This window comes from Kitasatospora sp. NPDC048715 (assembly GCF_043198905.1).
In the GTDB taxonomy this organism is placed as follows: domain Bacteria; phylum Actinomycetota; class Actinomycetes; order Streptomycetales; family Streptomycetaceae; genus Kitasatospora; species Kitasatospora lactacystinica.
The window spans coordinates 39,949-63,741 of record NZ_JBICVH010000007.1; the positions used below are offsets into that span (position 1 = coordinate 39,949).

The 23,793-nt window shown below is 73.3% G+C and carries 23 protein-coding genes; 11 read left to right on the top strand and 12 right to left on the bottom strand.

What is annotated here, in order from left to right; all coding sequences use genetic code 11:
• Window position 1: 1 nt before the first annotated feature.
• From ACGFSC_RS15330 to ACGFSC_RS15345, 4 genes are all read right to left on the bottom strand, one after another.
• A complete protein-coding gene (locus tag ACGFSC_RS15330) occupies window positions 2-484 on the bottom strand; it encodes a hypothetical protein (protein ID WP_359900458.1) in 483 nt (160 codons plus the stop codon).
• A gap of 516 nt (window positions 485-1,000) precedes the next feature.
• Window positions 1,001-1,879 (bottom strand): alkaline phosphatase family protein, encoded by an 879-nt coding sequence (locus ACGFSC_RS15335; protein ID WP_359900456.1) that lies wholly within the window; start codon window positions 1,877-1,879, stop codon window positions 1,001-1,003.
• A gap of 296 nt (window positions 1,880-2,175) precedes the next feature.
• On the bottom strand, window positions 2,176-2,553 hold the full coding sequence (locus ACGFSC_RS15340) for an ADP-ribosylation/crystallin J1 (protein WP_359900454.1): 378 nt from the start codon (window positions 2,551-2,553) through the stop codon (window positions 2,176-2,178).
• Between the two features lie 94 nt (window positions 2,554-2,647).
• On the bottom strand, window positions 2,648-3,835 hold the full coding sequence (locus tag ACGFSC_RS15345) for an acyl-CoA dehydrogenase family protein (RefSeq protein WP_359900452.1): 1,188 nt from the start codon (window positions 3,833-3,835) through the stop codon (window positions 2,648-2,650).
• 173 nt (window positions 3,836-4,008) lie between these two features.
• On the opposite strand from ACGFSC_RS15345, the gene ACGFSC_RS15350 reads away from it, so the two are divergent.
• A complete protein-coding gene (locus ACGFSC_RS15350; protein ID WP_359900450.1) occupies window positions 4,009-4,335 on the top strand; it encodes a hypothetical protein in 327 nt (108 codons plus the stop codon).
• Window positions 4,336-4,456: 121 nt separating this feature from the next.
• Here ACGFSC_RS15350 and ACGFSC_RS15355 read toward each other — a convergent pair whose 3' ends face one another.
• Window positions 4,457-4,765, bottom strand: a complete 309-nt coding sequence (locus tag ACGFSC_RS15355) for an AzlD domain-containing protein (RefSeq protein WP_392863514.1) — start codon at window positions 4,763-4,765, stop codon at window positions 4,457-4,459.
• The gene (locus ACGFSC_RS15360; protein WP_359900447.1) at window positions 4,765-5,502 is read right to left on the bottom strand and encodes an AzlC family ABC transporter permease; all 738 of its coding nucleotides are present in this window, start codon (window positions 5,500-5,502) and stop codon (window positions 4,765-4,767) included. The genes ACGFSC_RS15355 and ACGFSC_RS15360 overlap by 1 nt, the downstream gene beginning before the upstream one ends.
• A 159-nt stretch (window positions 5,503-5,661) precedes the next feature.
• On the opposite strand from ACGFSC_RS15360, the gene ACGFSC_RS15365 reads away from it, so the two are divergent.
• Window positions 5,662-6,339, top strand: a complete 678-nt coding sequence (locus ACGFSC_RS15365; RefSeq protein ID WP_359900445.1) for an XRE family transcriptional regulator — start codon at window positions 5,662-5,664, stop codon at window positions 6,337-6,339.
• A 31-nt stretch (window positions 6,340-6,370) separates the two neighbouring features.
• On the opposite strand, the gene ACGFSC_RS15370 is transcribed toward ACGFSC_RS15365, so the two are convergent.
• A complete protein-coding gene (locus ACGFSC_RS15370) occupies window positions 6,371-8,386 on the bottom strand; it encodes a cholesterol oxidase substrate-binding domain-containing protein (RefSeq protein WP_359900443.1) in 2,016 nt (671 codons plus the stop codon).
• Between the two features lie 353 nt (window positions 8,387-8,739).
• Here ACGFSC_RS15370 and ACGFSC_RS15375 point away from each other — a divergent pair, with 353 nt between their 5' ends.
• Window positions 8,740-9,573: a carbon-nitrogen hydrolase family protein gene (locus ACGFSC_RS15375; protein ID WP_359900441.1), complete on the top strand. Its 834-nt coding sequence runs from the start codon at window positions 8,740-8,742 to the stop codon at window positions 9,571-9,573.
• A 191-nt stretch (window positions 9,574-9,764) separates the two neighbouring features.
• On the top strand, window positions 9,765-11,171 hold the full coding sequence (locus ACGFSC_RS15380) for a class II fumarate hydratase (protein ID WP_359900439.1): 1,407 nt from the start codon (window positions 9,765-9,767) through the stop codon (window positions 11,169-11,171).
• Window positions 11,172-11,356: 185 nt separating this feature from the next.
• Here the strand turns inward: ACGFSC_RS15380 and ACGFSC_RS15385 are convergent, their stop codons facing one another.
• Complete coding sequence (locus tag ACGFSC_RS15385) at window positions 11,357-11,830, bottom strand: SPW repeat protein (RefSeq protein ID WP_359900437.1); 474 nt, start codon at window positions 11,828-11,830, stop codon at window positions 11,357-11,359.
• Window positions 11,831-12,015: 185 nt separating this feature from the next.
• On the opposite strand from ACGFSC_RS15385, the gene ACGFSC_RS15390 reads away from it, so the two are divergent.
• The gene (locus ACGFSC_RS15390; protein WP_359900435.1) at window positions 12,016-12,591 is read left to right on the top strand and encodes a PadR family transcriptional regulator; all 576 of its coding nucleotides are present in this window, start codon (window positions 12,016-12,018) and stop codon (window positions 12,589-12,591) included.
• Between the two features lie 62 nt (window positions 12,592-12,653).
• A complete protein-coding gene (locus ACGFSC_RS15395) occupies window positions 12,654-14,369 on the top strand; it encodes an acyl-CoA dehydrogenase family protein (RefSeq protein WP_359900433.1) in 1,716 nt (571 codons plus the stop codon).
• A 112-nt stretch (window positions 14,370-14,481) separates the two neighbouring features.
• Here the strand turns inward: ACGFSC_RS15395 and ACGFSC_RS15400 are convergent, their stop codons facing one another.
• The 4 genes from ACGFSC_RS15400 to ACGFSC_RS15415 form a co-directional block, all read right to left on the bottom strand.
• The gene (locus tag ACGFSC_RS15400; RefSeq protein WP_380631003.1) at window positions 14,482-15,174 is read right to left on the bottom strand and encodes a response regulator; all 693 of its coding nucleotides are present in this window, start codon (window positions 15,172-15,174) and stop codon (window positions 14,482-14,484) included.
• Between the two features lie 304 nt (window positions 15,175-15,478).
• Window positions 15,479-16,144, bottom strand: coding sequence for a hypothetical protein (locus ACGFSC_RS15405; RefSeq protein WP_359900429.1), 666 nt, complete (start codon window positions 16,142-16,144; stop codon window positions 15,479-15,481).
• 112 nt (window positions 16,145-16,256) lie between these two features.
• Window positions 16,257-16,667, bottom strand: a complete 411-nt coding sequence (locus ACGFSC_RS15410) for a hypothetical protein (RefSeq protein ID WP_359900427.1) — start codon at window positions 16,665-16,667, stop codon at window positions 16,257-16,259.
• Window positions 16,664-17,056: a hypothetical protein gene (locus tag ACGFSC_RS15415; protein ID WP_359900425.1), complete on the bottom strand. Its 393-nt coding sequence runs from the start codon at window positions 17,054-17,056 to the stop codon at window positions 16,664-16,666. Before ACGFSC_RS15415 ends, ACGFSC_RS15410 begins: the two co-directional genes overlap by 4 nt.
• 394 nt (window positions 17,057-17,450) lie before the next feature.
• Here ACGFSC_RS15415 and ACGFSC_RS15420 point away from each other — a divergent pair, with 394 nt between their 5' ends.
• From ACGFSC_RS15420 to fahA, 5 genes are all read left to right on the top strand, one after another.
• Window positions 17,451-18,812 carry a phosphoribosyltransferase family protein gene (locus ACGFSC_RS15420; protein ID WP_359900423.1) on the top strand — a complete coding sequence of 454 codons (1,362 nt, stop codon included), beginning with the start codon at window positions 17,451-17,453 and terminating at the stop codon, window positions 18,810-18,812.
• Window positions 18,813-19,043: 231 nt separating this feature from the next.
• Window positions 19,044-20,258 (top strand): 4-hydroxyphenylpyruvate dioxygenase, encoded by a 1,215-nt coding sequence (gene hppD / locus ACGFSC_RS15425; protein ID WP_359900421.1) that lies wholly within the window; start codon window positions 19,044-19,046, stop codon window positions 20,256-20,258.
• Between the two features lie 149 nt (window positions 20,259-20,407).
• Entirely contained in the window at window positions 20,408-21,610 is a 1,203-nt protein-coding gene (locus ACGFSC_RS15430; protein WP_359900419.1) for a cupin domain-containing protein, read from the top strand.
• Window positions 21,607-22,533, top strand: a complete 927-nt coding sequence (locus ACGFSC_RS15435) for a hypothetical protein (protein WP_359900417.1) — start codon at window positions 21,607-21,609, stop codon at window positions 22,531-22,533. Before ACGFSC_RS15430 ends, ACGFSC_RS15435 begins: the two co-directional genes overlap by 4 nt.
• Window positions 22,530-23,762 carry a fumarylacetoacetase gene (gene fahA / locus ACGFSC_RS15440; RefSeq protein ID WP_359900415.1) on the top strand — a complete coding sequence of 411 codons (1,233 nt, stop codon included), beginning with the start codon at window positions 22,530-22,532 and terminating at the stop codon, window positions 23,760-23,762. The genes ACGFSC_RS15435 and fahA overlap by 4 nt, the downstream gene beginning before the upstream one ends.
• Window positions 23,763-23,793: the final 31 nt, after the last annotated feature.

The window sequence follows — 23,793 nt, forward strand, 5'->3', positions numbered from 1 at the left end:
CTCAGCGCTTGGCGACGTGCTCGGCGCGCAGCGCCGCCTGCACCGCGGCGCCGTCCTGCCAGGCGTAGAGCTGGTTGCCGGTCAGGGCCACGTTGTAGTGCCCGCAGGTGCCGGTGGCCTTGGTCGCGACGCTCTCGGGGAACCAGCCGGCCTTGAGCGCCTGCGGCACCGGGTGCGCGCTCTTGCCCGGCAGCCCGGCGGTGCAGCCGGCGGGCAGCCGGCCCTCCGGGAGGGTGGCGCGCAGCAGGCGGTCGTCGCCCGTGGTGGACATCAGGTACTTCACCCCGGAGGCGTCGTCGGGCAGCCAGGTCGGCATCGAACGGCGGTCCGCCTTGGCCTGGGTGCCGGTCTCGTACGCGCCCTGCTGCTGGTGGTGCTCGTCGTACCAGTCGGACACCCGCGGGCCGATTGCCACAGCCGCCACGGCGACAGCCATGCCGGTACCCGCGACTCCCAGCGCGACCTTGCTCACGATGCCCTTCATGCCCGACTGTCCTCTCCGTGTCGTGACCGATGCGGCCGTTGCCGCTCGTGCCGCTGCCGCTCGTCTTCGCTGTCGGCGGCCGCTCAGGTCCGCGTCACCGACCCGGTCGGCGTGCTCCGCCGTCCGGTGCAACCATCGTGGCCCGTCCGGACCCGTCTGATCGTCACCACCAGGTCGCGAACTTGTCTCCGACCCACGGGGTACCTTCTCCACCTTCAGGCGTATGTCCTCCGGCAGGGACCCTGAGGCCCGCGGATTCCGGACCTGCGAATTCCGGCCCCGCGGGTCCCGGACCTGCGGATCCCTGAGCCACAGGCCCCGGCACCGCCGGTCGCCGGGTCCGTGCCGCTCCGGCGCTCAGGTTGGCACGCCCGGATCGAGAACGGCCCGGGCCCCGATCGAGCCTCGCTCAGGCCCGGAGCCGCCGCAGCCCGGCCTGCTGCAGCCGGGTCACCCGCCGCCGCCACTTCGGACCACCACGGCTTCGGACCACCACCGCTTCGGGCCGCCGCGGTTTCAGACCGCCGCCGGTACCGGACGGGCGACCGGGAACGGGCGGCCGTCGAGGGTCCAGTGCGGGTCGATCGGACGCAGCAGCGAGGCGTACACCTGCGCGGCGACGTCCGGATGACGGATCTCGCCGGTGGGCGGGCCGGCCGGGATGTCGTGCCCGGCGCAGGCCACCCAGGCCGTCCGCTCCTCGGCCGTACGGCCTCCGTGGCCGCCGGCGTCCACGTGCCCGTGGTCGGTGACGACGATGACCGTCCACTGCTCCTCGGCGTGGGTCGCCCGGCCCCGGACGGCGTCGAGGAGGCGGCCGAGGCGCTCGTCGGCGGTGCGCATGGACGCGCGGTACTCGTCGCCGCAGCCCAGGAAGTGGGCGGTCTCGTCGACGGCGCCGAGGTACACGAAGGACGCCTCGGGGTCGGCGGTGCCGAGGACGTGGACGGCCTCCCGGGTGACCTCCTCGTCCACCGCCTCCCAGGCCTCGGGGGTGTCCTCGGCGGGGGCCACGTAGGAGAGCCGGCCGGGGGCGCGGAACAGCGGGCCGCCGGACTCGTTGATCATCAGCGGGTCCCAGCCGGCCGCGACGAAGGTGCGGCGGCGGTCGCCCCGGGCGAGGCGGGTGGCGAAGTCGGGGAACACGTCGAGCCGGTTGCCGCCCAGGTGGTTGCCCCACACCCCGTGCTTGGCGGGCTCGACGCCGGTCACGATGGTGGCCCAGCACGGCCCGGACATGGTGGGCGTGCTGTCCGCGACGGTGACCGGTACCAGGAACCCGGCCTCGGCGACCTCCTGCAGGCGGGGCATCGGCACCTGTGCGAGGAAATCGTGGCGGACGCCGTCGATCCCGACGACGAGCACCCGGGGGCGGGGCCACTGGGCAGCGGACATGGGGGGGTTCCTTTCGGTCGTGCGCACCCGGCCGCGCCCGCCGAGGGCGCCGCCGACCGCGCCATGGTTCACCGACCGCCGTACCGGTCGGCGTCCCACCGCCGAACGTCAGGTGTCCACGAAGTGTCGGACGGGCGTTCCCAGGCCCCGGGCGGAGTTCCGCCGCTGCCGTCCGGGGGCGGGCACGGGGGTCCGGGACTGCCGTCCGGGAGCGGGTCAGGAGGGTCCGGTGCGCGGCAGCCGGGAACCGTCCGGGTAGACCGCGGGCGGCAGCGACTTGTCGGCGGCCGGCCGTCTCACGGCTGTGGGCGGAACTCGTGGACGACCTCGATGCGGCCGACGATGTGCCGGTTGAACTCGTCCAACTCCTCGGCGGGAACCCAGAGTTCGAGGATCGTCCGGCCGCCTGCCCGTTGAACGGGGTAGCGCGCGAGGAAGGCGGTGTCGACCTCGAAGCGGGTGACGTAGCCGACGCCCGAGGCGGGCACGTTCCAGTCCCGGGCGATCCGGATCGCGTAGTCCTCGTTGAGGACGGGGTAGAAGATCGGCTGCTCGGGGAGGCGGGGCGGCCAGGCGCGCCGGTCCGCGGCCTCGACCAGGGCGAGCTCCTCGGGGCCGGTGGGGCGCCAGAGGGTGGTGGTCGGGGGCTGCGTCGGGACGAAACGGCTGGTCATGGCAGGGACGGTAGCCGGGCCACGACGGGCCCGACCACCGGATTTCCCGGGCCGCGAGGGGCGACGAGATGCGGCGAGGGCGGACGGGCGGCCGTCAGCGGTAGGCGGACTCGCCGGTGATGGCCTCGCCGAGCACCAGGGTGTGGATCTCGCTGGTGCCCTCGTAGGTGAGCACCGATTCCAGGTTGTTGGCGTGCCGCAGCACCGGGTACTCGGTGGTGATGCCGTTGGCCCCGAGGACGGTCCGGGCACTGCGGGCGATCTCCAGGGCGGTGCGGACGTTGTTGAGCTTGCCGAAGCTGATGTGCGGCGGGCGGGCGGCGCCCTGCTCCTTGAGCCGCCCGATCCGCAGGGCGACCAGGTACGCCTTCTCGACCTCCAGCATCATCTCGACCAGCTTCTGCTGGGTCAGCTGGAAGCCCGCGATCGGACGGTCGAACTGGATCCGGCTCTTGGCGTAGTCCAGGGCGGAGGTGTAGCAGTCGCGAGCGGCGCCGACGGTGCCCCAGAGGATCCCGTAGCGGGCCTCGTTGAGGGAGGAGAGCGGTCCGCGCAGGCCGACCACCCCGGGCAGCACGGCGTCGGCGGGCAGCACCACGTCGTCGAAGGCCAACTCGCTGGTGACGGAGGCGCGCAGCGAGAGCTTGCCGTGCACATCGGTGGCGGTCAGGCCGCGGGCGCCGCGCTCGACCAGGAAGCCGCGCACGCCCTCCTCGGTCTGCGCCCAGACCACGGCGACGTCGGCGATGCTGCCGTTGGTGATCCACATCTTGCTGCCGGACAGCACCCAGTCGCCGCCCTCACCGCCCTTGCGCACCGCCCGGGTGCGCATGTTGGCCGGGTCCGAGCCGAAGTCCGGCTCGGTGAGGCCGAAGCAGCCGATCAGCTCACCGGCGGCCATGCCGGGCAGCCAGCGCTGCTTCTGCTCCTCGGAGCCGAAGGCGTGGATCGAGCGCATGGCGAGCGAGCCCTGGACGGAGACGAAGCTGCGCAGCCCGGAGTCGGCCGCCTCCAGCTCCATGCAGGCCACCCCGTACGCCACCGCGTCGGCGCCGGCGCAGCCGTAGCCGTCGAGGTGCATGCCGAGCACGCCCAGGGCGCCGAGCTCGGGGGCGAGTTCGCGGACCGGGAAGACCCCGCGCTCGAACCACTCGCCGATGTGCGGGCGGATGCGCTCCTCGGTGAACCGGCGGACGGTGTCGCGGATCAGCCGCTCCTCGTCGGAGAGCAGATCGCCGACGGCGAGCAGGTCGGACGGGTCGATCCGGGTCGGCTTCGTCACTGAAGCTCCTTGTACTCTCGGCGGGACACCGGCGGAACACCGGCGAGTATTCCGCACCCGGCCGGGTGGTGGGCGGCCGTGAACGAGTGAGGATGGCGACACGTCCGACGGCGCGCCCGAGGGCGCGTACGGCCGAGCGGAAGCGAACCGGAGGGGAAGGGGCGGGGCAGGACATGGCACGTTGGGCGCTGGTCGTCGAGGAGACGGTGGGCATGGGCCAGGATCGGATCTGGGGGAGCAAGGTGCTCGCCGAGGTCGAGGGGACCCGCGAGGAGGCCGTCGAGGAGCTGAGGCGACTCGTCCCCTCCTACACCCCGGAGCACCCCTTCAACAGCCGACGGCGGACGCTGCTCCGCGACGGGGACACCTACCTGCTGATCGCCCAGGGGAGCATGCGCGACTACCACTGCGTGTTCAAGGTGTGGGAGCTGCTGTGGGACAGCAAGCGGCCGGAGGTGCAGGCGGAGCGACTGGCCGAGGGGCCCGGGGAAGGCCGCTGAGGGCGAACGGACGACGGCCGACGGCCGACGAGCACCGGATCACGGATCACGGCCGACGGATCACAGCCGACGGATAACGGATAACGGATAACAGCTGACAGATTTCAAACTCTGTCAGCTGTCACCCCGCCCCGCAGAGCCGCAGCAGCGCCGTGGTCGCCGCACCCGCGACGACCACCAGCGGGAACGGTGCCCGGCGCAGCGCGAGCACTCCCGCGACCAGTACGCCCGCCGGGCGGGCCCACCCCGCGAAGCCGTGCCCCTGGGTCAGCGCGCCGGTCGCGACCAGGGCCACCAGCAGCACCGCCGCCGCGACGGCCAGCAGGTGCCGCAGCCGCGCCGAGAGGGCGAGCCGACCGGCGAGCAACGGCCCGGCCAGTCGGAAGGCGTACGTTCCGGCCGCGAGCAGCAGAACGGCGTACAGCGGCATCATCGGACCTTCTCCTTCTCCGCGTCCGCGGCGTTCGGTCCGTCCGCCGCCTTCCGACCCGACTCCCCCGCCGCCGGCCGACCGGCGAACACCAGCCCGACCAGGGCGAGCAGCACCGGCAGCCCGGCGGGGACGAACGGGGTAGCCGCGACCGCGACCGCCGCTCCCGCCACCGCCGCCGTACGGGTGCTGCGGTCCGCGAGCGAGGGCAGGACGAGCGCGAGCAGCACCGCGGGGAAGGCCGCGTCCAGGCCGAACGCGTCCGTGTCGCCGATCAGCCCGCCCGCGAGGGCGCCGAGCAGCACCGAGACGTTCCACACCACGAACAGGGCGACCCCGCAGAGCCAGTACACGGCCCGGCGCCGACGGGGATCGCTCTGCTGCAGGGCGAAGGCGGCGGTCTCGTCGGTGAGCAGTTGCGCTCCCACCAGCCGCCGCCACCACGGACCGTCGGGCACGTCGGCCACGGTGAAGCCGAAGGGCAGCAGTCGGGCGTTGAGCACCAGTCCGGTGGCGACCGCGGCGAGGGCTCCGCCGCCGGAGAGCACCACGCCGACCGCCGCGAACTGGGAGCCGCCGGCGAAGACCAGGACGGAGAGGGCGATCGGCACCCAGAGGGGCAGGCCCCCGGAGACGCTGATCGCGCCGAAGGACGCGCCGACCAGGGCATCGGCCAGGCAGACCAGGGCGACGTCCCGGAGGGTGGCACGCTCCAGTGTTCGAAGTAGCGAACGCATGTTCATTAGAGTGAACCGACTCGACGTCGTTCGTCAAGGCGAACACTTGGACCGATCGGGCGAACGGCGGCCGATGCGACCGGCCATGGCAGCATGAACGGCGGCATCGGCCGCACCGGCGGCCACGGAAGGGGCCAGGAGGAAGCGTGAGTGGCGAGCATGAGTGACCAGAGCACCCCGGCCACGGACTCCGGCGGCTCCGACGGTTCCGGCGGCTCCGACGACTCCGACGGCTTCGGCCGCTCCAGCAGCAGCGATAGCAGCGGCAGCGCCGGCAGCGGCGCCAACGGCGGCGAGCTGATCGGCCAGATCGCCGCCTCGATCAGGCGCGAGCGCGAGCGCAGCGGGCTGTCGATGGCCGAGCTGGCCCGGCGCGCGGGCATCGCCAAGTCCACGCTGTCCCAGCTGGAGTCCGGCGCGGGCAACCCCAGCGTGGAGACGCTCTGGGCGCTCGGCGTCGCACTGAACGTGCCGTTCAGCCGGCTCGTCGACCCGCCGCGCCCGGTGGTCAAGGTGATCCGGGCCGGCGAGGGCCCGGTGACCCACTCCGAGCGCGCCGACTACGCCGCCACCGCACTCTCCTCCTGCCCGCCCAACGCCCGGCGCGACATCTATCGGATCGAGGCGCAGCCGGGTGAGGCCCGGGCCTCCGATCCGCACATGCCCGGCACCGTCGAGCACGTGCTGATCGGTGCCGGGCGGGCGCTGGTCGGGCCGACGGAGGCGCCGGTGGAGCTGGGCCCGGGTGACTACGTGAGCTACCCGGGCGACACTCCGCACGTGTTCCGCGCCCTGGCTCCGGACACCCTCGCGGTGATCGTCATGGAGCACATCTGACAACTCGTCAGCTCCGACAGGGGGGCACCTCCTACTTCAACAGACCGTCCAGGAAGGGATTCCCGAAGACCCGGTGCGGGTCGTGGCGGTCCAGGACGGCGACCGCCTCGTCCCAGCCGGGCCCGCCGCCCGCCCGCAGACTGTCCGGAACGACCCGGCCGAGCAGGTCCGGATCGGACCAGGCGGCGGCGTCGGTGTACGCCCAGCCCTTGGACCACTCGACCCGCAGGCCCGCCCGGGAGCCGTCGAAGGTGCGCAGCAGCCACTGCTCCAACTCCCGCGCGAAGCGCTCCAGTCCGGGGGTGCCGGGGAAGGCGAGGACGTCCAGCCAGACGGCCGTGTCCCACTCCGGGCGGTCGGCGCGCGGTCGCAGCGCGGACAGCAGCGGGGGCCGGGCGCCGGGGACGCCGGAGGAGGCCGGGTCGTCCAGGCCGGTGACCCGGATCTCCACCGCGCCGTTCACCGGGAACTCGCCCCGGGCCTGGTAGGAGGCGATCAACTCCCGGTAGTAAGCGGCGAATTCACTTACCGCCCACTGGAGGTCGGCACGCTTGAGGAGGATCGCGTAGCCGTTGGCGGTGACCCGCAGGGTGGTCGGGCGGACGTACTGGAGCAGGGTGCGCGAGGGCCCCCAGAGGTCGGACCGCAGTCCGCCCGCGAGCAGGTGGGTGAGCACCTCGCCGCTGAGCAGTCGGCGCAGCAGGGCGCCGGAGAGCAGGACTTCGGTGATGTCACCGGTGAGTCCCACCTTCGTGACCAGGTACTGGAGTTGGCCGAACAGCGGGGCCGAGGCCCAGGCGCCGGTGACGATCTCGCCGGCGAGCCGGGCGACCGGTTCCGGAAGGCTGTCCGAGAACGGGTAGTTGTACGGGTGGTCGACGGACAGGGAGGCGAGCGGCTTGCTCGGGGTGACGCTCCAGGTCTTGAGCCAGGGGTACTCGGTGTAGGCGAACCAGATCGCCTCCACCCGACCGTCGCGCTCCACGAAGTCGGCGAGGGTGCGCGGGCCTCCTCCGCTCCCGAGGACACCGCCGAGGACACCGCCCAGCACTCCCCCGAGCACTCCGCCGAGACCCCCGCCCCCGCCGGTACCCGCACCGGCCCCGGTGCCGGCGCCTGTTCCGCTGCCGGCGCCTGTTCCGGTTCCCGTTCCGGCCGCGGGGCGGGCGAAGAGCTCGCTCGCCGGGATGTCGAGTCGGCTGACGCAGCGCAGCGGCCGGTCGGCGCCGGCCCGCAGCACCACCTCGGTCAGGAAGGCACGGCCGAGGTGCACCAGGAAGGCGGCGCTGTCGGCCTCGGAGCGGTCGAAGGTCCGCAGCGTGTAGCGGCCGGTGGCCGGGTCGAGGACGACGGCGGTGAGCCGGACGACCTGGTTGCTGACCGATCCGTAGCCGTGCCCCTCCGGTCGCACCTCCCCTGCGGCCGGGACGGCGGTGCCGTGGCCGCCGATGGCGAGTACACCGCCTACGGTGATCTCGCCGGGGGCCGGGCAGGCGGTCAGGCCGAGGCCGCGGTCGGCGAGGTGGGCGAGCAGGGCCTCCATGGTGGCGCCGGTCTGCACCCGGACGGTGTCGGGCGAGTCGGCGCCGATGGCGGTGAGGTGCCGACTGGTGTCCACCAGCAGCACCCTGGCGCTCTCCGGGGTCCCGGCGGCGACGGTGAGCGGTGCCCAGGTGTGCCGGTACCCGGAGGCGCGCAGCCGCCAGCCGTTGGCGTGCGCCCAGTCGGCGAGGGCCGGGACCTCCTCGGGGGTGCGGGGCGCGCAGGTCCACAGCTGGTCGGTGCGGATCTCGCCGGACCAGTTCTGGAAGACCCGCTGGTAGAGCTCGGTGCCGGGGGGCAGCGCGGGCGGTACCGGCGCGGCGGCCTCGGCGCTGTCCGGGCCGATGGTGCCGCGCAGCAGCCAGGCCGCGCCGCCGAGCGCCGCCGACGCACCCAGCAGCTGCCGCCGGGTGAGGCCACCGGGGGCGGTCTTCGCCGAGGTCTTCGCCGGAGCGTCGGTCGGGGCGTCCGTCGGGGCCTCCACCGGGACATTCAGTGGGGTCATCCCCTCCCGTACCGCTCCGTCACCCGTTCCGCCCATCGGGCCGTGTCCTGTGGTCATCCGTCCGTCCGCCCCCTCGTCCTGGTCCCCCGGGCCGAGCTGCGCCGATCCGGGTCCGGCCGGAGTCCGCCCGGCCCGGTCTGGAGCGTATGAAGGGGCGCACGGCAGTTTGAAGCGCCCGCCGGGGATCTCACTCCTTCGAGTGAGATCGGCCCGATCGGCCCCGGGCGCCCCGTCCACCTGCACCGCTCCTCGTCCCGGCTCCGTTGCCCACGTCCTCGACGGGCGCATAGGTTGATCACGGTCACGGTTGATCACGATCGCCCCACCCCACCCCGCCCGCCGGAGGCTTCGCCATGCCCTCGTCCACGCCCTCACCCGAGTCCTCGCGCGCCGACTCGCCCGCGGACTCGCGGCCGGACTCGGCTACGGACTCGGCCTCCGCCCCGTCCGCGAACCCGCCCGCCCGCGGAGCCCTGACCGTCGCCGTCGCCCAGCCCGTCTGCGCCGCCGCCGGCCGTCCGGACACCGTGTCCGAGAACGTCGCCCTGCACGCCGAGGCGGTGCGGAAGGCGGGCACCCGGCTGGTGGTGTTCCCCGAGTTGTCGCTGACCGGCTACGACCTGACCGCACCGGCCGTCGACCCGGCGGACGTCCGGCTCTCGCCGCTGGTGGCCGCCTGCGCCGCGACCGGCGCCGTCGCCCTGGTCGGGGCGCCCGTCACCGAGGCCGACGGACGCGAGTCCATCGCCACGCTGGTGGTCACCGGGCAGGGCGCCGAGGTCGCCTACCGGAAGATGCGCCTGCACGGCGCCGAGGTCGAGCGCTTCGCCCCCGGCGGGAAGCCCGTCGTCCTGGAGCTGGACGGCCTGCGGCTCGGCCTCGCCGTCTGCGCGGACGCCGCCGACCCGGCGCACGCCGAGGAGACCGCCGCGCTCGGCATCGACGCCTACGTCGCCTCCACCCTCTACGGGCCCGGCGCCGCCCAGGCGGAGCGCCGGGACGGCCACGTCCGCGACCGGGCCGCCGCCCACGGGGTGTGGTGCGTGCTCGCGACCTGTGCCGGGGCGACCGGCGAGTACCCGGAGAGCTCGGGCGGCTCCGGCGTCTGGGCCCCGGGCGGCGAGCTCGTCGTCCAGGCCGGTACCGACCCGGGCGAGCTGGTCCGCGCCGAGCTGCCCCGCCGGTAGGAGCCGAGCCGGGGCCGGGAACCGGGCCGCACCGGCCGCGGGCACCCGGCCCCGTACCGAAACGGAACGGGCGGAACGGGCGGAACGGAACCGGATCACCCCGACCGGAAATACCCGGGCCTCGTTCGCGGCTGTGCTGACCGAAGATCCGTTCCGGGCCGGTCGGGCCCGTACAGGAGGTGCAGCGCGCGATGGGTGGCGAGCAGGAGAAGGCGCAGGAGTACCGGATCGAGCACGACTCGATGGGTGAGGTCCGGGTGCCGGCCGACGCGAAGTGGCAGGCGCAGACGCAGCGGGCGGTGGAGAACTTCCCGGTGTCCGGCCAGCGGCTGGAGCGGGCGCACATCGCCGCACTGGCCCGGATCAAGGCCGCTGCGGCCCGGGTGAACGCCCGGCTCGGGGTGCTGGACGAGGAGACGGCGGAGGCGATCGCGGCCGCCGCCGAGGAGGTCGCGGAGGGGCGCTGGGACGACCAGTTCCCGGTGGACGTGTTCCAGACCGGCTCGGGCACCTCGTCCAACATGAACACCAACGAGGTGATCGCCACCCTGGCCGGGGAGCGGCTGGGCCGACCGGTCCATCCGAACGACCACGTCAACGCCAGCCAGTCGTCCAACGACGTCTTCCCGTCCTCGATCCACATCGCCGCGACCGCCGCCGTCACCCATGACCTGGTCCCGGCGCTGGAGCACCTCGCGGAGTCGCTGGAGCGCAAGGCCGCCGAGTTCGCCCGGGTGGTCAAATCGGGCCGCACCCACCTGATGGACGCCACGCCCGTCACGCTCGGCCAGGAGTTCGGAGGCTACGCGGCTCAGGTGCGGCACGGGCGGGAGCGGCTGCTGGCCACCCTGCCCCGGGTGGCCGAACTCCCGCTCGGCGGGACGGCGGTGGGCACCGGCATCAACACCCCGCCCGGTTTCCCGGCGGCCGTCATCGCGGAGGTCGCCCGCGCCACCGACCTGCCGTTGACCGAGGCCAGGAACCACTTCGAGGCGCAGGGCGCGCGGGACGCCCTGGTCGAGTTGAGCGGTCAGCTGCGCACGGTGGCGGTGGGCTTCACGAAGATCGCGAACGACCTGCGGTGGATGGGCTCCGGTCCGCGCACCGGGCTCGGCGAGATCAACCTGCCGGACCTCCAGCCCGGTTCGTCGATCATGCCGGGCAAGGTGAACCCGGTGCTGCCCGAGGTGGTGCTGATGGTCGCCGCCCAGGTGGTGGGCAACGACGCGACGGTCACGCTGGCGGGCGCGAGCGGCAACTTCGAGCTGAACGTGATGCTCCCGGTGATCGCCCGCAACGTCCTGGAGTCGGTGCGGCTGCTCGCCAACAGTGCCCGGCTGCTGGCCGACCGGACGGTGGACGGCATCACCGCCAACGTGGACCGGGCCCGGGAGTACGCGGAGTCCTCGCCCTCGGTGGTGACCCCGCTGAACCGCTACATCGGATACGAGGAGGCCGCGAAGGTCGCCAAGCAGTCGCTGGCCGAACGCAAGACGATCCGTCAGGTGGTACTGGAGCGCGGCTACGTCGAGCAGGGCAGGCTCACCGAGGAGCAGCTGGACGAGGCACTGGACGTGCTGCGGATGACCCACCCCTAGCGGGTCGGAGCCGGGTCGAAATCGGGTCGGAGCCGGGTTGGGATCGGGCCGGAGCCGGGTTGGGATCGGGCCGGAACGTACCGGGCCCGCGCCCGGGTCACGCCTCGGGCGCGCGCCTCGGGCTCGCGCCGGGGCGCGGGGGGCACTCGCGCCCTCCGCGCCCCGGTCACGGGCTGCGGGGAAGATCAGCCCTTCGCGCGGCCGGCCCGGCCGCGCCGCATCGACGCCCCGTTCGACGTCATGGTCGCCATCGAGATCGCCGCGAGGCCGAGCAGGAACATCACGGCGCCCACGATGATGCAGGTCACGATGTTCTTGCCGTGCGCGACGGACCCGGAGACGACCCACGGGGAGATGATCGTCCAGACACCGAGCGCAGCGGCCGCCCAGGCACGGGCGTGGGTGCGTTCGTAGGCCGATCCGTAGCCGGCCATCAGGGCCGTGTAGGCCAGACCCACGATCAGGCAGGTCACGGTCAGGGTGCTGTACGCGGTGAAGCCGACGATCCATGGCGATGCCGCCAGGAAGAGACCGGCCAGGACGGCCAGGGCTTCGACGCCCTGGGCACGGGGGGTCGAGGTGACCCGCTCGTAGCGTTCGCGGAGTTCGACGATGTCCGGATGGTGCTCCATGCCCGTCGTCGGGATATGGGTTGCCACCGATACCACCTCCTGTGGTCGGAACCGGTAAGGCGCTTGCCCCGTACCCATTCTGGCGCTTATCCAACGTTTTGCACCCGATAGTCCGGAATGACCGATAACCATCCGGTCACGCCGGTGACCTGCGTCTCAACCGTCCGGGCCGCCATTGCCTATGCAACTCGTTGCATAGCAGGATGCGGGCCATGGCACTGGAGCACGCGATCCTCGTCTCGCTGCTGGAGCAGCCCGGCTCCGGCTACGAGCTGGCCCGGCGCTTCGACCGCTCGATCGGACGCTTCTGGACCGCCACCCACCAGCAGATCTACCGGGTGCTGCGGCGGATGGAGGCGGACGACTGGGTGGCCGCGCAGGAGGTCCCCCAGGACGGGCGCCCGGACAAGAAGGTCTACTCGGCTGCCGGGGCCGGACGGGCCGCGCTGGCCGGCTGGCTGCGCGAACCGGTCGAGCCGGAGACCGTCCGGCACGAACTCGCGGTCAAGATCCGGGCCGCCGCCTTCGACGACCCGGCCGCGCTGGTCTCCGAGGTGGAACGGCACCGCGAGAGCCATGCCGCCCTGCTCGCCCGCTACCTGCACGGCGAGCAGCGCGACTTCCCCGACACCACCGCACTCGATGCGCACGAGCAACTGCAGCACGTGGTGCTGCGCGGCGGCATCGAGTACGAGCGGATGACCCTCGCCTGGCTCGACGACGTACTCGCCACCCTGCGCCGCCTCTCCGCCGACGGCGGCCGACGGATGACAACTGACAGAGTTTGAAATCTGTCACCCGAACCCTGTCACCCGCCCTCTTCACACCCTCGACCCCCGGGAGCCCCTCGATGCTCTTCAACCCGCGCAACTACGACCCCGCACAGTTCGACGAGCCGACCCGCCGACTGCTGCGCGCGACGGTGGACTGGTTCGAGTCCCGCGGCAAGAAGGCGCTGATCGACACCTACATCGACCGCAGCTGGTACGCCGACTTCCTGGACTTCGCCGCGAAGGAGGGCCTCTTCGCGGAGTTCCTGACCCCCGCCGCGGCCGACCCCGACAAGCGCTGGGACACCGCGCGGATCGCCGAGCTGAACGAGATCCTCGGCTTCTACGGCCTCGGCTACTGGTACACCTGGCAGGTCACCATCCTGGGCCTCGGCCCGGTCTGGCAGAGCGAGAACGAGGCCGTCCGCGCCCGCGCCGCCCAGCTCCTCGCGGACGGCCACGTGATGGCCTTCGGCCTCTCCGAGCGCACCCACGGCGCCGACATCTACTCCACCGACATGATCCTCACCCCGGACGGCGAGGGCGGCTTCACCGCGACCGGCTCGAAGTACTACATCGGCAACGGCAACGTGGCCGGCCTGGTCTCGGTGTTCGGCCGCCGCTCGGACGTCGAGGGCCCGGAGGGCTACGTCTTCTTCGCCGCCGACAGCCGCCACGACGCGTACCACCTGGTCAAGAACGTGGTGAACGCGCAGATGTACGTCAGCGAGTTCCGCCTGGAGGACTACCCGGTGCGCGCCGAGGACGTGCTGCACACCGGCCAGGCCGCCTTCGACGCCGCGCTCAACACCGTCAACGTCGGCAAGTTCAACCTCTGCACCGCCTCGATCGGCATCTGCGAGCACGCGATGTACGAGGCCGTCACGCACGCCCACAACCGGGTGCTGTACGGCAAGCGGGTCACCGACTTCCCCCACGTCAAGCGGGAGTTGACCGACGCCTACGTCCGCCTGGTGGCGATGAAGCTGTTCAGCGCCCGGGCGGTGGACTACTTCCGCAGCGCCTCCCCCGAGGACCGCCGCTACCTGCTGTTCAACCCGATGACCAAGATGAAGGTCACCACCGAGGGCGAGAAGGTCATCGACCTGATGTGGGACGTCATCGCCGCCAAGGGCTTCGAGGCGGACACCTACTTCGACAAGGCCGCGAAGGACATCCGCGGCCTGCCGAAGCTGGAGGGCACCGTCCACGTCAACCTGGCGCTGATCCTCAAGTTCATGGGCAACTACCTGTTCGCCCCGGCCGACTACGCCCCGGTGCCGAGCCGCGTGGACGCCGCCGACGACGCCTTCCTGTTCCGGCAGGGCCCGGCCCGCGGCCTCGGCGCGATCCGCTTCCACGACTGGCGCACCGCTTACGACCGCCACGCCGAGCTGCCCAATGTCGCCCGCTTCCGCGAACAGGCCGACGGCTTCTGCGAGTTGCTGCTCCAGAACGCGCCGAGCAAGGAGCAGCAGGCCGACCTGGACTTCCTGCTTGAGATCGGCCAGCTGTTCGCGCTGATCGTCTACGGCCAGCTGGTGCTGGAGCAGGCCGAGCTGACCGGCCTGGCCGCCTCCGAGCACGGCGGCGACGTGCTGGACCGGGTCTTCGACGCGCTGGTCCGCGACTTCTCCGCGCACGCCACCGAGCTGCACGGCAAGGCCTCGGCCACCGAGCAGCAGGCCGCCTGGGCACTCGCGAACGTGCGTCGCCCGGTCGCCGACCCGGCGCGGGACGCGCGGGTGTGGACGCAGGTCGAGTCGCTCTCCGGCGCGTACGAGATGCGGCCGTGAGCGGGATGCAGCCGTAGGGCGGGGACGGCAGGACTCCGGGGGTGCCGGTCGGCGGACCGGCACCCCCGGTTCACAGCTCCCCGCTCACGACACCCGGTTCGCGACACCCGGCTCACCTCTCCGGGTTGGTCCGGTCGTCGCCGAGGCCCATGTCGCGGGCCCGGGCGACCGCCTCGGCGCGCGTCGCGACGTGCAGTTTCTCGAAGATGTGGGTGATGTGGTTGCGGACGGTCTTCTCCGCGACCACCAGCTCCCGGGCGATCCGCCGGTTGTCCAGCCCGCGCGCGACCAGGTCCAGCACCTCGGCCTCGCGGGCGGTGAGTTCGGGGAAGAGCTGTCCCGCCTCGCGCATCTTCGCCCCGGCCAGCAGGGCGGTGATCCGTCCCGCCACCTCGCCGCCGAACACCGCGCCGCCCGCCGCGACCGTCCGCACCGCGTGCAGCACCTCCTCCCGCCCCGCTCCCTTGACCAGGTAGCCGCGCGCGCCGGCCTGGAGGGCCGCGAGCAGGTTTCCGTCGTCGTCCGACATGGTCAGCATCAGCACCGGCGGCGGCGCCTCCTGGGTGGCGAGCTGCCGGACGGCCTCCAGCCCGGAGCCGTCGGGCAGCGAGAGGTCCATGATCACCACGGTCGGGCGGTACCGGGCGACCGCCTCCGGGACATCGGCGACCCGCTCGGCCTCGGCCACCACGAGGACACCCTCGGCGCTCTCCAGTGCCGCCTTGAGCCCCTCCCGGAAGAGGGGGTGGTCGTCGACGATCAGCACACGGACGGCCGGAGTGCCACCCGGACCCACAGGTGCCAACGGCTGTTCTTCATCCACCCGGTCGACACTAGCAGCGGCGATCGCGTGACTTTCCGTGACGTGCTCGTGAAGTCCTCAGCGTGTCGGGGCAGGGACGGGCCGGGAGGAGCCGGGAGGAGCCGGGGCCCGGCCGCTCCGGCTCACGTCGGGACGGGATTCGAGACCGGGCCCCGGCCACCCGGGACACCGGGCCGTCGAAACCGGATCCTCACCCGGTACACGCCGCGGGCCGGCGTCCGCACTCGCGGACGCCGGCCCGTCGACATTCCTTCCGCGTGACCGATCACGGTCGATCGCTCCGGCCTCAACCCTGCGGACCGGTCTGCCCCGAGCGCACGGGCCGGCCGTCCCATTCCGGTCCCAGAGCGGCGCCGGGTGCGCCGACGCGGCCCAGCACGGCGGTGACCGGTCCGCGTCGGCCGGCCCGCAGGCCGTACCGCTCCCCCGCCCGGACGTAGACCAAGTCACCGGAGAGCAGCAGGACTTCACCCAGCTCTCCGAGGAAGGCCGCGGCCCCGGTGAGGACCACCAGGAAGGCGTCGGCGGCGCGGTCCGTGTACGGTCCGCAGGTTCCGCACGGGTCGAGCCGTGCGGTGCCCACCTCCACCTGCCGCCGGCTCGCGGCGGGCGCGGAGTCCGACCGCTGGGCCGGGATGGCGGCCCGGGGCGGAACGGGCCTGACCGTGAGCACGGTGGTCGGCGCGCCGCGGACGGCGGAGATCCGGCAGGAGGTTCCGGGACGGTGGTGCAGCGCCTCGCCCGGGGAGAGGATCCGGCCGGCCGCGAACAGCCGCCCGGAGAGCACCACGGTCACCGACTCGACCGATTCGTACGGGAGTTGCTCGATCCGGACGCCCGGCGGCAGCGCCTCGACGGTGAGTCCGGCGCGGACGGCCGGCCGCTGCTCCGGGTCGATCAGCCGCTGGAACGCGGGCGCGGTGCGGGGGACGGCAGCGGGGACGAGGATCACGAGTGGTCACCTCCGAGGGGAACTGGAGGACAGGCAGGATTGGCAGCGCAGGTCAGCGCCGGTCAAGGCCTGTCGGCGCCGGTCAGGGCCTGTCGGCGCCGACCAGCCCGGGTCAGGGCCGGTCGCGGCGGGCGGCACGGCGCCGGGCCAGGGCGGCCCGGGTGCCGGCGGTGTGTCGGGGGACGGCGAGCGTCAGGCAGAGCAGTTCCGCGCCGAGCGGCCCGGCTTCCAGGTGCAGGGCGCGGCCGCGGCGGGCCAGCAGCAGGTCTCCCTCGGAGGCCAAGTGATCCGGCTCGTCGGACAGTCGGCCGACGACGGCGGCGCCGCGCAGCACGTGCAGGACGGTCTCGGTGTCGGGCCGGCCCGGGAGGACGTGGTGGGCGCCCGGGCTCAGCCGCAGGTGGTCGAAGGCCTCGCAGGCGCTGGCGAGCATCGGGCTCCGGGCGAGGGAGCGGATCCGTACGCGCTCGCCGTTCGGGCCGATGACGACCATGGCCGCGCCGGTGTCGGTGGTGACGATCACCTGGGGTCACCTTCTTCGGGAGAGGCTTCGGAGCGGTGGACGGAGGGGGCGGGGACGGTGAGCAGGGCGTGGAAGTACTCCAGCCCGGCCGTCCCGGCGGTCAGGACGGTCCGCGAACCGAGCGGCAGCACGACCGCGGTGCCCTCGACCAGCGGCAGGCCGGCGTCGGCGCGCTCCGGGTGGTCCGGGTGCACGGCGCCCTCGGGCAGTTCGGCGAGCCCGGAGCCGGCGGTGACGTAGAGCGCGTGCTCGATGCCGTCGGCGGCCAGCTCGGTGCGGTGGCCCGGGTCGAGTCGTTGCAGGCCGACACCGCGCAGCGGTCCGGCGAGCAGGCGGCCGGGGTCGACGGCGCCTCGGCGGCGCAGGTCGGTGATGACGGTGCCCGACATGACGGGCTCCTTCCGGTCGCGGGCGGGCTCTGCGCTCCGCCTCTGCGATCCACGGTGCGCCGCCCGCTGTCCCGGCCACACGGGGGTGTCGTCCTGTCCGGCTCCCGATCCGATCCCGGCCCGATCCCGGCCCGATCCCGCCCCGGTTCCCGGCCGGATCCCGGTCCGATCCCGACACTGTCCCGGCCCGCCCGCCTGCGGTCCCCGCCCACCGTCCCGACCTGCGATTCCGTCCTGTTCCCGTCCTGTTCCCGTCCTGTTCCCGTCCTGGTCCGGACCGGTTCCCGCCCCGCGCGCCGCCCCCCGGGGTGGCCTGCGCACGCACCCGGACGCCCCCGCCCGCGAACGCCCCGCACCGACCGGAACGACGTACGGTGGAACCGGAGGCCGTGTCATGCACGTCACCGGAACCCACTTCACCCGCTTCGCCGACCGCACCGAGGCGGGCCGTCGGCTGGCCGCCCGCCTGGGCCACCTGGCCGGCCCCGACACCGTGATCGTGGCGCTGCCGAGGGGCGGCGTGCCGGTGGCCGCCGAGGTCGCCGCAGTGCTCGGCGCGCCGCTGGACATCTGCGTGATCCGCAAGCTCGGCGTGCCCTACCAGCCGGAGCTCGGCATGGGGGCGATCGGCGAGGGCGGCGTCCGGGTGCTGAACGACCAGGTCATCCGGTTCTCCGCGGTCACCGACGAGCAACTGGCCGAGGTGGAGCGGCGCGAGCGCGCCGAGCTGGCGCGCCGGGCCCGCCGCTACCGGGGCGACCGGCCGCCCGCCGATCTGCGCGGACGCACGGTGGTCGTGGTGGACGACGGCATCGCCACCGGGTCCACCGCCCGGGCGGCCTGCCGGATCGTCCGGGAGCGGGGCGCGGCCCGGGTGGTGCTGGCCGTGCCGGTCGCGCCCGCGGACTGGGCCGAGCGGCTCGACGAGGTCGCCGACGAGCTGGTCTGCGTCGACACGCCGTCCCCGTTCTACGCGATCGGCGAGTTCTACGCCGACTTCACGCAGACCGGGGACGAGGAGGTGCTGCGGCTGCTGACCGAGGCCGGCGGCGACCCGCCCGCGGACTCCGCCGGGGTCGACCGCGAGCTGCTGCTGCCCGTCGCCGGGGTCCGCCTGGCGGGCCGGCTGACCGTCCCGGCCGGCGCGCGCGGGGTCGTCGTCTTCGCGCACGGCAGCGGCAGCGGCCGGCACAGCCCGCGCAACCGGCACGTCGCCGAGTACCTGAACCGCACCGGGCTGGCCACGCTGCTGTTCGACCTGCTCACCGAGGCCGAGGAGCCCGACCGGCGGAACGTGTTCGACGTGGCGCTGCTGGGCGGCCGGCTGACCGCCGTCGCCCGGCGGCTGGGCGCGGCGCAGAACGGCCCGGACGCCGCCGTGCCCGAGACCCTGGGCCTGCCGCTCGGGCTGTTCGGCGCGAGCACCGGCGCCGCGGCCGCGCTGCACACCGCCGCCGAGCTGGGCCCGGCGGTGCGCGCCGTGGTCTCCCGGGGCGGTCGCCCGGACCTCGCCGCGCCCGACACGCTGGCCCGGGTCCGCGCTCCGACGCTGCTCGTCGTCGGCTCCCTGGACCCCACCGTGCTCGACCTCAACCGGCGGGCCCGGAGCCGGCTGCGCTGCGAGACCGGGCTCGCGGTGGTGCCGCACGCGAGCCACCTGTTCGAGGAACCGGGGACGCTGGACCGGGTCGCCGAGCTGGCCTCGGACTGGTTCCTCCGCCACCTCCCCCGCCCCGTCGGCCCCGGAAGTACGTGACCGTCCCATTGCGCAGACTTCGGGCATCGTCCCCGGTCAGCAGCACATTTTGCGCAGCTGACAGCGGGATTTTCTGATCAGCTTGTACACATTGAGCAGTCAAAATCCGACCTGTTGCCCAACCACCCCGACAGGAGCAAGCTCTCCGCAACCACACCGCCCACCCGTACGCGGTGCGGTCGCGATCCAGCGGAAGCCTCGACGGCGAGGCCCGAAGTGGAGGAACGAGCGATGACCCCGCAGACCCACGCCCTTGAGCTGACCCCCGAGGAGCGCGAGGCCGGTCTTGACGCCGACCAGCTGCGCCGCCTCGTCGGCCTCGTCGAGCACGACGCCGCCGCCGACCCGTTCCCCGTGACGGCCCAGGACGCGGTCGTCTTCGTGGTCGGCAACGCCACCCAGACGGCCCACTTCTACCAGGTCGTCTTCGGCATGGAGCTGGTCGCCTACTCCGGCCCGGAGACCGGCCGTCGGGACCGCAAGGCGTACGTGCTCCGCTCCGGCTCCTGCCGCTTCGTGATCAAGGGCGGTGTCCAGCCGGGCAGCCCGCTGCTGGACCACCACCGCCGCCACGGCGACGGCGTCGTCGACCTCGCCCTGGAGGTCCCGGACGTCGACAAGTGCATCGAGCACGCCCGCGCGTCCGGCGCCACCGTGCTGGAGGAGCCGAACGACGTCTCGGACGAGAACGGCACCGTGCGCCGCGCGGCCATCGCCACCTACGGCGAGACCCGCCACACCCTGATCGACCGCTCCCGCTACCACGGCCCGTACCTGCCGGGCTACGTCGTCGCGGCGAGCAGGGTGACCCACCCCGAGGGCTCGCCCAAGCGCCTCTTCCAGGCCCTCGACCACGCCGTCGGCAACGTCGAGCTCGGCCGGATGGACGAGTGGGTGTCCTTCTACAACCGCGTCATGGGCTTCGTGAACATGGCCGAGTTCGTCGGCGACGACATCGCCACCGAGTACTCCGCGCTGATGTCCAAGGTCGTCGCCAGCGGCAACCACCGGGTGAAGTTCCCGCTCAACGAGCCGGCCGTCGCCAAGAAGAAGTCCCAGATCGACGAGTACCTGGAGTTCTACACCGGCCCCGGCTGCCAGCACATGGCGCTCGCCACCAACGACATCCTCACCACCGTCGACGTGCTGCGCTCGCGCGGCGTGGAGTTCCTCAACACCCCCGACGCGTACTACGACGACCCGGAGCTGCGCGAGCGGATCGGCAAGGTGCGCGTGCCGATCGAGGAGCTGAAGAAGCGCGGCATCCTGGTCGACCGCGACGAGGACGGCTACCTGCTGCAGATCTTCACCAAGCCGGTCGGCGACCGCCCCACCGTCTTCTACGAGTTCATCGAGCGGCACGGTTCGCTCGGCTTCGGCAAGGGCAACTTCAAGGCGCTCTTCGAGTCCATCGAGCGCGAGCAGGACCGACGCGGCAACCTGTGAGCGTCCGACGGCTCCGACGAGCCGGTTCCCGGCGGGCCGGCCTCCGACGGGCCGGCTTCCGACCGGCTCCGACGAGCGGGTCTTCGGCGGGCTCCGACGAGCTCTGACGAACACGGATCTCTGCCAGACGGTCGAGGAGGACCACGGAGATGGCGTACTACCGGCAGCTGGGCAGCATCCCGCCCAAGCGGCACACCCAGCACCGCACCCCCGAAGGCGGGCTGTACTACGAGGAGTTGATGGGCGAGGAGGGGTTCTCCTCGGATTCCTCGCTGCTCTACCACCGGGGCATCCCCTCGGCGGTGGTCAACGCGGTGCCCTGGGAGCTGCCGGACCAGTCCACGGTGCCCAACCACCCGCTCCTCCCCCGGCACCTCAAGCTGCACGAGCTGTTCGCGGACCAGGACTGGAAGTCCGCGGACGTCGTCGGCAGCCGCCGGCTGGTCCTCGGCAACGGCGACGTGCGGATCTCGTACGTCGCCGCCGGGGCCCCGAGCGAGCTCTACCGCAACGGGCTCGGCGACGAGTGCGTGTACGTGGAGTCCGGCTCCGGCACGGTCGAGACGGTGTTCGGCTCGATCGAGGTCGGCCAGGGCGACTACGTGATCATCCCGCGCGCCACCACCCACCGCTGGGTGCCGGCCGGGGACGAGCCGCTGCGCGCGTACTGCATCGAGGCGAACAGCCACATCACCCCGGTCAAGCGCTACCTGTCGAAGTACGGGCAGCTGCTGGAGCACGCGCCGTACTGCGAGCGGGACTTCCGCGGACCGGTCGGCCCGCTGGTCGTCGACGCCCCCGGGGACGTCGACGTACTGGTCAAGCACCGTGGCCCGAACGGGGTCGCGGGCACCCGCTACACCGTGCCGCACCACCCCTTCGACGTGGTCGGCTGGGACGGCTGCCTGTACCCGTACGCCTTCAACATCAAGGACTTCGAGCCGATCACCGGCCGGATCCACCAGCCGCCGCCGGCCCACCAGGTCTTCGAGGGCAACGGCTTCGTGATCTGCAACTTCGTTCCGCGCAAGGTGGACTACCACCCGCTGGCGATCCCGGTGCCGTACTACCACGCCAACGTGGACAGCGACGAGGTCATGTTCTACTGCGGCGGCGACTACGCGGCCCGCAAGGGCTCCGGCATCGGCCAGGGCTCGATCTCGCTGCACCCGGGCGGGCACACCCACGGTCCGCAGCCCGGGGCGTACGAGCGCAGCATCGGCGCGGAGTTCTTCGACGAGCTGGCCGTCATGGTGGACACCTTCCGCCCCCTGGAGCTGGGCGAGGGCGGCCGGGCCAGTGAGGACGCGAACTACGCCTGGACCTGGGCCGGTCGGGGGCCCGGGCGATGAACACGCTGCCGCCGGGGGGCGTGATCCCCGAGCTGTTCCACGGGCTGTTCGACGACGCGGCGGTGTTCCCGCCGGGGAACCTGCCGGTCGTCGACGCGGTGCCCGCGCACCGGCTGCACCGCGCGGCCTGGTACGCCGAGGCCGTCGGCCCGCTCCTCTGCGGGGCGGGCCGGCTGGGCGAGTTGGCCGCTGCGGTCGCGAACTCCCCGGAGACCGCCGCGGCCCAGGGACGCGCAGCGGGAGCGGACGGCGCGGTGGCGGCGGGCGGCCGGCCGCTCAAGGTCGGGCTGGTGCTGCCGGGGGGCAGCACCGAACTCGCCCCGGCGCTCGCCGCCGCCGCGCCGTTCGAGCTGGCCGGCGTCGAGCTGGCCACCCGGGACGCAGCCGAGGCGGTGGCCGCGCTGGACCGGCTGCTGCCACCGGACGTCCCGGCCGCCGTCGAACTGCCGCGCGAACTCCTGCGCGGGGACGGACTGGACGCCGTCCTGGACGTGCTGGTGGACAGCCCGTACCGGGCGAAGTTCCGCACCGGCGGGCTGGTCGCCGAGGCGTTCCCGGACGAGGACGAGCTGGCCTCCTTCCTCACCGGCTGCGCGCGGCGCGGGCTGCCGTACAAGTGCACGGCCGGGCTGCACAACGCCGTCCGGCACACCGACCCGGAGACCGGGTTCGAGCACCACGGCTTCCTGAACGTGCTGCTGGCCGCGCAGGAGACCGACCGGACGGCGGCCGCGGCGGTGCTGGCGGAGCGTGACGGCGAGGTGCTGGCCAAGGCGGTGCACGCACTGACGGACCATCAGGTCACGGTGATCCGCAACTCGTTCACCGCGTTCGGCACCTGTAGCATCGCCGAGCCCCTGGGCGACCTGGCCGCGCTCGGCCTGCTGTCGTCGCCCAGTCCACTGCACCAGGAGGACCGTTGAGCACCACCCCCAGCAGCCCCAGCAGCTGGCTCGCCAGCGCCCAGGACTCGCCGTTCGGCGTGCACAACCTGCCGTACGGCGTCTTCACCGCCGCCGACCGGCCCGGGCGGCGCCGGATCGGCGTGCGCGTCGGGGACTTCGTGCTGGACGCCGGGGCGGCCGCCCGCGCGGCCGGCGCGCCGTCGGTGCTGCTGGACGCGGACTCGCTCAACCCGCTGATGGCGGCGGGGCGTCCGGTCTGGACCCGGGTACGGGCGGACCTCACCACCTGGCTCACCGACGAGTCCTTCCGCGAGGCGCTGTCGCCGGCGCTGCTGCCGGCCGACGAGGTGGAGCTGCACCTGCCGTTCGAGGTCGCCGACTACGTCGACTTCTACGCCTCGGAGCACCACGCCACCAACCTGGGCCGGATCTTCCGCCCGGGCTCGGAGCCGCTCACCCCCAACTGGAAGCACCTGCCGATCGGTTACCACGGGCGGGCGGGCACGGTCGTGGTCTCCGGCACGCCGGTGGTGCGGCCGTTCGGGCAGCGCAAGGCGCCCGCCGACGCCGCGCCGACCTTCGGGCCGTCGCGCCGGCTCGACATCGAGGCCGAGGTCGGCTTCGTCGTCGGCGCGCCGTCGGAGCTGGGCCGCCCGGTCGTGCTGGACGACTTCCGCGAGCACGTGTTCGGCGTCTGCCTGCTCAACGACTGGTCGGCGCGCGACATCCAGGCCTGGGAGTACGTGCCGCTCGGCCCGTTCCTCGGCAAGTCCTTCGCGACCTCGATCTCGCCGTGGATCGTCCCGCTGGAGGCCCTGGAGCACGCCCGGGTCACGCCGCCGGAGCGCGACGTCGAGCCGCTGGCGTACCTGGACGACCGGGGCGGCGAGCCGTGGGGCCTGGACCTGGCGATGGAGGTCCGGCTGAACGGGCACCCGGTCTCCCGGCCGCCGTTCGCCACCATGTACTGGACGGCGCAGCAGCAGCTGACCCACATGACCGTCAACGGCGCTTCGCTGCGCACCGGCGACCTGTTCGCCTCCGGCACGGTCAGCGGGCCGGAGCGGGACACCCGGGGCGCGCTGATCGAGCTGACCTGGAACGGCGAGGAGCCGCTGAAGCTCCCGGACGGGACGACCCGGACGTTCCTGGAGGACGGCGACGAGGTGACCATCACCGCCACCGCGCCCGGGCCGGACGGCACCGTGGTCGGGTTCGGCGAGGTCACCGGGCGGGTTCGGGGCTGAGGGCCCGGACCGGAGGCCGGGGGGGCCGGGA

Excerpts from the sequence above, each read along its gene's own strand:
- ACGFSC_RS15375 (WP_359900441.1), top strand. The coding sequence starts at position 8,740 with ATGCCCTCGTCCACGCCCTCACCCGAGTCCTCGCGCGCCGACTCGCCC.
- ACGFSC_RS15355 (WP_392863514.1), bottom strand. The coding sequence starts at position 4,765 with ATGCCGCTGTACGCCGTTCTGCTGCTCGCGGCCGGAACGTACGCCTTC.
- ACGFSC_RS15350 (WP_359900450.1), top strand. The coding sequence starts at position 4,009 with ATGGCACGTTGGGCGCTGGTCGTCGAGGAGACGGTGGGCATGGGCCAG.
- ACGFSC_RS15435 (WP_359900417.1), top strand. The coding sequence starts at position 21,607 with ATGAACACGCTGCCGCCGGGGGGCGTGATCCCCGAGCTGTTCCACGGG.
- ACGFSC_RS15430 (WP_359900419.1), top strand. The coding sequence starts at position 20,408 with ATGGCGTACTACCGGCAGCTGGGCAGCATCCCGCCCAAGCGGCACACC.
- ACGFSC_RS15335 (WP_359900456.1), bottom strand. The coding sequence starts at position 1,879 with ATGTCCGCTGCCCAGTGGCCCCGCCCCCGGGTGCTCGTCGTCGGGATC.
- ACGFSC_RS15365 (WP_359900445.1), top strand. The coding sequence starts at position 5,662 with ATGAGTGACCAGAGCACCCCGGCCACGGACTCCGGCGGCTCCGACGGT.
- ACGFSC_RS15395 (WP_359900433.1), top strand. The coding sequence starts at position 12,654 with ATGCTCTTCAACCCGCGCAACTACGACCCCGCACAGTTCGACGAGCCG.
- ACGFSC_RS15360 (WP_359900447.1), bottom strand. The coding sequence starts at position 5,502 with ATGCGTTCGCTACTTCGAACACTGGAGCGTGCCACCCTCCGGGACGTC.
- hppD (WP_359900421.1), top strand. The coding sequence starts at position 19,044 with ATGACCCCGCAGACCCACGCCCTTGAGCTGACCCCCGAGGAGCGCGAG.
- ACGFSC_RS15390 (WP_359900435.1), top strand. The coding sequence starts at position 12,016 with ATGGCACTGGAGCACGCGATCCTCGTCTCGCTGCTGGAGCAGCCCGGC.
- ACGFSC_RS15370 (WP_359900443.1), bottom strand. The coding sequence starts at position 8,386 with ATGACCCCACTGAATGTCCCGGTGGAGGCCCCGACGGACGCCCCGACC.
- ACGFSC_RS15415 (WP_359900425.1), bottom strand. The coding sequence starts at position 17,056 with ATGTCGGGCACCGTCATCACCGACCTGCGCCGCCGAGGCGCCGTCGAC.
- ACGFSC_RS15380 (WP_359900439.1), top strand. The coding sequence starts at position 9,765 with ATGGGTGGCGAGCAGGAGAAGGCGCAGGAGTACCGGATCGAGCACGAC.
- ACGFSC_RS15340 (WP_359900454.1), bottom strand. The coding sequence starts at position 2,553 with ATGACCAGCCGTTTCGTCCCGACGCAGCCCCCGACCACCACCCTCTGG.
- ACGFSC_RS15420 (WP_359900423.1), top strand. The coding sequence starts at position 17,451 with ATGCACGTCACCGGAACCCACTTCACCCGCTTCGCCGACCGCACCGAG.
- ACGFSC_RS15330 (WP_359900458.1), bottom strand. The coding sequence starts at position 484 with ATGAAGGGCATCGTGAGCAAGGTCGCGCTGGGAGTCGCGGGTACCGGC.